Source organism: Pseudomonas psychrophila (genome assembly GCF_001043005.1).
GTDB lineage: Bacteria > Pseudomonadota > Gammaproteobacteria > Pseudomonadales > Pseudomonadaceae > Aquipseudomonas > Aquipseudomonas psychrophila.
Map to the genome: position 1 here is coordinate 73112 of NZ_JYKZ01000017.1, position 6244 is coordinate 79355.

The window sequence follows — 6244 nt, forward strand, 5'->3', positions numbered from 1 at the left end:
GGATCAGATAGCTGCGGGCCGTTCCTACAGATGTTTCTTAAGATGTAGTCGGCAATTGAGCAGAGCGCCAGCATCGCATAGCTGGCGGAGGGTTGAAACACTTGCGGACGATGGTGGCATTGTGGGAGCCGGCTTGCTCGCGATGGCTTCGACACGGTTTAACTCAAACACCGCGTCGTTTGCATCGCGAGCAAGCCCGCTCCCACACCGGAGGGGGTTAAAGCGTGCTGAACAGCGGGAATGTCCCCAACAGCAGCGCCGCAACCATGATGACCAGGCACACCAGGATGGCCCACTTGAGGGTGAAGCGCTGGTGATCGCCGAACTCGATACCGGCCAGCGCCACCAGCAGGTAAGTCGATGGCACCAATGGGCTCAGCAAATGCACAGGCTGGCCAACAATCGAAGCACGGGCCATTTCAGCGGCAGTGATGCCGTAGTGGCTGGCGGCTTCAGCCAGTACTGGCAGTACGCCGTAGTAGAACGCATCGTTGGACATGAAGAAGGTAAACGGCATGCTCACCAGCGCGGTAATCACGGCCAGATAAGGGCCCATCGCAGGAGGGATAACCGCCAGCAGGCTTTTGGACATGGCGTCGACCATGCCGGTGCCCGACAGGATGCCGGTGAAAATACCCGCTGCAAAAATCAGCCCGACCACTGCCAGTACGCTGCCAGCATGCGCCGCAACGCGGTCTTTTTGCTGTTGCAGGCAAGGGTAGTTAACGATCATCGCGATGCTGAACGCCACCATGAACAGTACGGGCAATGGCAGCAAACCGGCGATCAGGGCGACCATCAGCGCCAGGGTCAGCGCACCGTTGAACCAGATCAGTTTTGGCCGACGGGCATCCGGGAATTGCGAGACGCTGATTTCGCTGTGGTCGATTTCATCGCCGTGCAGGTGCAGCTCACCCAGACGCGCACGTTCACGCTTGCCGTAGAACCACGCGATGGCAAGGATTGCCAGGCAGCCTGCGAGCATGGCCGGGATCATGGGTACAAAGATGTCCGACGGGTCGACGTGCAGAGCACTGGCCGCCCGGGCGGTCGGGCCACCCCAGGGCGTCATGTTCATCACGCCACCGGCCAGAATAATCAGGCCGGCCATGATCCGCGGGCTCATGCCAATGCGGCTGTAGAGCGGCAACATGGCGGCCACGCAAATCATGTAAGTGGTCGCGCCGTCACCATCCAGAGAGACCACCAGGGCCAGTACCGCAGTGCCCACCGAGATCTTGAGCGGGTCGCCCTTGACCAGCTTGAGGATCTTGCGCACTGCCGGGTCGAACAGGCCGGAGTCGATCATCAGGGCAAAGTAGAGGATGGCGAACATCAGCATCACCCCGGTCGGGGCTAGCTTGGTGATGCCTTCGAGCATCATGGGGCCGATCTTCGGCGCAAAACCGCCGAACAACGCGAAGATGATGGGTACCAGAATCAGGGCAATCAGTGCGGATAGACGCTTGGTCATGATCAAGTACATAAATGTAATGACCATGGCAAAGCCAAGGAAGGTCAGCATGGAAGTCACCATTATTGTTGTAGTAGGGCGCTGCCAGCGTGTTGTTCGCGTGGCAGGCCAGCCGGTCTTATGCCGGTGATGACTCGATGCTAGAGGGGAATACTTTCAGCCAGCTTTCGCTGGTGAAAAAACTTACTGGAGGGAGTGAAACTCTATTGCTGGTCAAGGCGGCACTGTGGGAGCGAGCCTGCTCGCGAAGGTCATTCGCGAGCAGGCTCGCTCCCACGGTTTGAATCACCGTCTCTGTGCGGGCTTTAATCCATCTTCAGGACTTTAGCCAAGACGATTTTCGGGCCTTTCATCTTTTTGATGATGATGCGCAGGCCTTCGACTTCCAGTTGCTCTTCTTCTTCGGGCACCCGTTTGAGGGTGTCGTAGATCAGGCCCGCAATGGTTTCGGCTTCAATGTGGTCAAGGTCTACACCCAACAAGCGTTCGATCTTGAACAACGGCGTGTCGCCGCGTACCAGCAGTTTGCCGGGTTGATAAGACAGGATGCCGCGCTCGGCCTTGCGGTGTTCGTCCTGGATGTCACCGACCAGCACTTCCAGCACGTCTTCCATGGTCAGGTAGCCCACCACCTTGCCGTCCGCTTCTTCGACCAGGGCAAAGTGAGCACCGCCCTTGCGGAACTGCTCCAGCAATTGGGACAGCGGCATGTGTCGCGACACGCGCTCCAGCGGCCGGGTCAGCTCTTCAAGGTTGAAGGTTTCAGGCAAGTGATCAAGGTCGGCCAACTCGAGTAGCAGGTCCTTGATGTGCAGCAAACCGACGAAGGTATTGGTGTCTGCGTCATAGACCGGGTAACGGCTGAATTTGTGACGACGGAACAGCGCCAGGATTTCCTTGAGCGGGGCCTTGGAGTCCAGGGTCACAAGGTCTTCGCGGGAGTTGGCCCAGTCGACCACTTCCAGCTCACCCATTTCCACCGCCGAAGCCAGGACACGCATGCCCTGGTCACTCGGGTCCTGACCGCGGCTGGAGTGCAGGATCAGTTTGAGTTCTTCGCGGCTGTAGGCGTGATCGTGATGCGCGCCGGGCTCACCTTGGCCAGCAATACGCAAAATGGCGTTGGCGCTGGCGTTGAGCAGGTAAATCGCCGGGTACATGGCCCAGTAGAAGAGGTACAGCGGCACGGCGGTCCACAGCGACAAGGTCTCTGGCTTACGAATGGCCCACGATTTAGGGGCCAGTTCGCCAACCACGATGTGCAGGTACGAAATGATGAAAAAGGCGGTAAAGAACGACACACCCTTGATCACTTCAGGCGACTCGACACCGATGGCACCCAGCAGCGGCTCCAGTATGTGGGCGAACGCCGGTTCACCGACCCAGCCCAGCCCCAGCGATGCCAAGGTGATACCCAGTTGGCAAGCCGAAAGGTAGGCGTCGAGCTGGTTATGAACGGTGCGCAGGATCTGTCCGCGCCAGCCGTTGTCCTCGGCAATCGCCTCGACTCGGGTCGAGCGCAATTTGACCATGGCGAATTCGGCCGCAACGAAAAAACCGTTGAGCAAAACCAGGATCAGAGCAAAAAGAATCATGCCGAAGTCGGCGAAGAGTGTCGCGAGGGTCAAGCCAGGGGAAGGGTCCATGATGGAGTTTTACGGGTTCCGTCGTTACAAATGGGGAGATATGGCCAAACAATGTAACGGCTGATGTGGCCCTTGCCTAGTGGGCAAAGGCCGCAGGGCCTAGTCGACCCGCGTTTGGGCCTGTGATTTTGTCACCTGGATCGGCGCAAAATGGCAGGTAAACGTGCTGCCGTGGCCCAACACGCTGCTGATCTCCAGACGCGCACGATGGCGCAACAAGACATGCTTGACGATAGCCAGCCCCAACCCGGTGCCGCCAGTGCTGGCGTTTCGGCTGGAATCCACGCGGTAGAAGCGTTCGGTCAGGCGCGGCAAGTGTTTGCTGTCGATGCCCACACCCGAATCCTGCACGCTCAAGTGCGCTCCACTGCTGTCCGCCCACCAGCGAATGCGCACGCTGCCACCATCGGGGGTGTATTTGACCGCGTTAAAGACCAGATTGGAAAACGCGCTGCGCAATTCGGCTTCACTGCCTTTGAGGGCGCAATCGGCTTCGACGTCCAGGGTAATTGTCTGGTTGCGCTGCCCTGACAACGCCTGGGCGTCGCTTTTGATCGAGCGCAGCAACGTGTCGATAGCCACCGGCTGGTTATCTGAGGGGTAGTCCGTGGCTTCGAGTTTGGCCAACAACAGCAAGTCGTTGAGCAAGGTCTGCATGCGCTCGCCCTGTTGCTGCATTTGCGACAAGGGGCGTTTCCAGCGCGGATTCACGTCGTCGACATTATCGAGCAGGGTTTCCAGATAGCCGCAGATCACCGTCAACGGCGTGCGCAGTTCGTGGGACACGTTGGCGATAAAGTCTTTGCGCATTTGCTCCAGCTGATGGATCCGCGTCACGTCGCGCACCAGCATCAGGTGTTCGTTATTGCCATAGCGCGTGATGTAGAGCTGGATGCGCAAGTGATCGTTGACCGGCGAGGGGATATCCAGCGGCTCAACGTAGTTGCCCTGCTCGAAATATTCCTTGAAGCGCGGGTGACGGACCAGATTGCTCACAGGCTGGCCGCTGTCCTGGGGCGTCTTGAGCCCCAGCAGGGTCTCGGCTGCGCGGTTCCACCATTCCAGGTTGCCGTCGCTGTCGAGCATCACCACCGCGTCCTGCAGGGCTGCCGTGGACTCTTGTACCCGATCGATCACCGCTTGCAGACGCCCACGCACACGCTGATCGCGGCGTTGCAGGTGGTAGATGCTGTCGAACACTTCGCCCCACAGGCCATAGCCATCGGGGGGGGCTTCGTCGGGTTTGTGCTGGCGCAGCCATTCGTGCAAACGCAACAACTGCTTGAGGGTCCAGCCCAAATAAAACGCCAGGCCAATGGCCAGGCTCCAGCCGTAATAGCCACTGAGCAGCCCGACCACCAGGCAGCCTGTGACCAGAAGCAACAAATGACGAATCAGAGTGCCATGCCAGTTTTGATTCACGTCGCGCGGGTCCTTGCTTGCCGTTGGATCAGATAAAGCCGGTATCAGGCCTTGGTAGAGAACCGGTAACCGGTGCCACGCACGGTTTGTACCAGATTTTCATAGGCCTCACCGAGGGCTTTGCGCAAGCGGCGGATGTGCACGTCCACGGTGCGCTCTTCCACGTAGACGTTGCCGCCCCACACCTGATCGAGCAATTGGCCGCGGGTGTAGGCACGCTCCTGGTGGGTCATGAAGAACTGCAGCAGGCGGTATTCGGTAGGGCCCATTTCGGCGGGGGTGCCGTCGATGGTTACGCGGTGGCTGATCGGATCGAGCAGCAAGCCGCCGATCTCGATAGGGGATTCAGCATCGGCCGGGCCTGCACGGCGCAGAACGGCTTTGAGGCGGGCAACCAGTTCACGCGGGGAAAACGGCTTGGTGATGTAATCATCAGCACCCACTTCGAGCCCCTGGATCTTGTTGTCTTCTTCACCTTTGGCCGTGAGCATGATGATCGGGATATCACTGGTCAGCTCTTCACGCTTGAGGCGCCGGGCCAGCTCGATGCCCGAGGTGCCGCCGGGCAGCATCCAGTCAAGCAGGATCAGGTCCGGCTTGCGGTCAACGATAATGGCGTGGGCGTCCTGAGCATTATCGGCTTCAAGGCAGTCGTAGCCCGCCATTTCCAAGGCCACGGCGATCATCTCGCGAATCGGCGCCTCGTCATCAACGATCAAAATGCTCCTGCCTACCATGCCGTAATCCTCATGTCATTTAACTGTCTTGTGGCGCATTAGATAACGGAATTATTGCAGTCGTGTGACAGCTTTGGGTGTGGAGCGCGTGCTAACGGTTAGTGAACTACGCTTTGAGTTCAAATCGTACAACCACAAACAGGACGATTCCGATGATTTCTAGCTCGTTTTCCCTCAAGACATTGCTGTTGGCTGCCGCCTTTACCCTACCCGGTATGGCGTTTGCGGCTGATCCGGCGATGACCAAGGATGGCATGCTCGTCGACCATAACGGTATGACGCTCTATACCTTCGCCAAGGATGCGGGCGGCAAATCGATGTGCAATGACAAGTGTGCAACCAACTGGCCACCGCTGGCCGCCGAGAGCACGGCCAAAGACATGGGCAAATGGACGGCCATCAAACGCGATGACGGCCATATGCAATGGGCCTATGACGGCAAGCCGCTGTATACCTTTGTCATGGACAAAAAGGCTGGCGACGCGACTGGAGACGGCAAAATGGACGGAGCCTGGAAGGTGGCCAAGCCTTAGGAGGATCAAAAACCCCTCACCCTAACCTCTCCCGGAGGGAGAGGGGGGACTAAAAGCAAAAGCAGATTTTCGTCACACTGAAGATCGGCTCCCTCTCCCTCCGAGAGAGGGCTGGGGTGAGTGGCTTCTGACCGCAGCCCATAAAAAAACCTCGCCCCCTTCACAGGGGGCGAGGTTTTTTATGGCGCTCGCCTTAACCCGCGTTTGTCGAATGCGGACGACGTACATCCGGCTGTTTCCAGGACTCCGCCGCCGACTCGTCGATGGCTTGCTGAATGGCCTTTTTGCGGTGCTCTTCAGCACGGCGGCTGAAGAACCACACCATGAAGGTCACCAGCGACACCGCCAGCAGGATCAGGCTGGCCACGGCGTTGATCTCGGGCTTAACCCCCAGACGCACCGCCGAGAACACTTCCATCGGCAAGGTCGTGG

At 58.7% G+C, this 6244-nt stretch carries 5 protein-coding genes and 1 pseudogene; 1 reads left to right on the forward strand and 5 read right to left on the reverse strand.

The window, feature by feature from the left end; all coding sequences use genetic code 11:
• Window positions 1-217 precede the first annotated feature (217 nt).
• From TU76_RS23135 to phoB, 4 genes are all read right to left on the reverse strand, one after another.
• A complete protein-coding gene (locus tag TU76_RS23135; protein WP_048352563.1) occupies window positions 218-1525 on the reverse strand; it encodes a CitMHS family transporter in 1308 nt (435 codons plus the stop codon).
• Window positions 1526-1779: 254 nt separating this feature from the next.
• On the reverse strand, window positions 1780-3120 hold the full coding sequence (locus tag TU76_RS23140; protein ID WP_046808807.1) for a hemolysin family protein: 1341 nt from the start codon (window positions 3118-3120) through the stop codon (window positions 1780-1782).
• A 99-nt stretch (window positions 3121-3219) separates the two neighbouring features.
• The gene (gene phoR, locus TU76_RS23145; protein ID WP_048352564.1) at window positions 3220-4542 is read right to left on the reverse strand and encodes a phosphate regulon sensor histidine kinase PhoR; all 1323 of its coding nucleotides are present in this window, start codon (window positions 4540-4542) and stop codon (window positions 3220-3222) included.
• A gap of 44 nt (window positions 4543-4586) precedes the next feature.
• A complete protein-coding gene (gene phoB, locus TU76_RS23150) occupies window positions 4587-5279 on the reverse strand; it encodes a phosphate regulon transcriptional regulator PhoB (protein WP_016782809.1) in 693 nt (230 codons plus the stop codon).
• A 152-nt stretch (window positions 5280-5431) separates the two neighbouring features.
• Between phoB and TU76_RS23155 the strand changes: the two genes are divergently transcribed.
• The gene (locus TU76_RS23155) at window positions 5432-5812 is read left to right on the forward strand and encodes a COG4315 family predicted lipoprotein (RefSeq protein ID WP_019828323.1); all 381 of its coding nucleotides are present in this window, start codon (window positions 5432-5434) and stop codon (window positions 5810-5812) included.
• Between the two features lie 193 nt (window positions 5813-6005).
• On the opposite strand, the pseudogene TU76_RS23160 reads toward TU76_RS23155, so the two are convergent.
• Window positions 6006-6244: pseudogene (locus TU76_RS23160) on the reverse strand (putrescine ABC transporter permease PotI); the annotation flags it as partial.

Coding starts and splice junctions, on each gene's coding strand:
- phoB (WP_016782809.1), bottom strand. CDS start 5,279: ATGGTAGGCAGGAGCATTTTGATCGTTGATGACGAGGCGCCGATTCGC.
- TU76_RS23140 (WP_046808807.1), bottom strand. CDS start 3,120: ATGGACCCTTCCCCTGGCTTGACCCTCGCGACACTCTTCGCCGACTTC.
- TU76_RS23155 (WP_019828323.1), top strand. CDS start 5,432: ATGATTTCTAGCTCGTTTTCCCTCAAGACATTGCTGTTGGCTGCCGCC.
- TU76_RS23135 (WP_048352563.1), bottom strand. CDS start 1,525: ATGCTGACCTTCCTTGGCTTTGCCATGGTCATTACATTTATGTACTTG.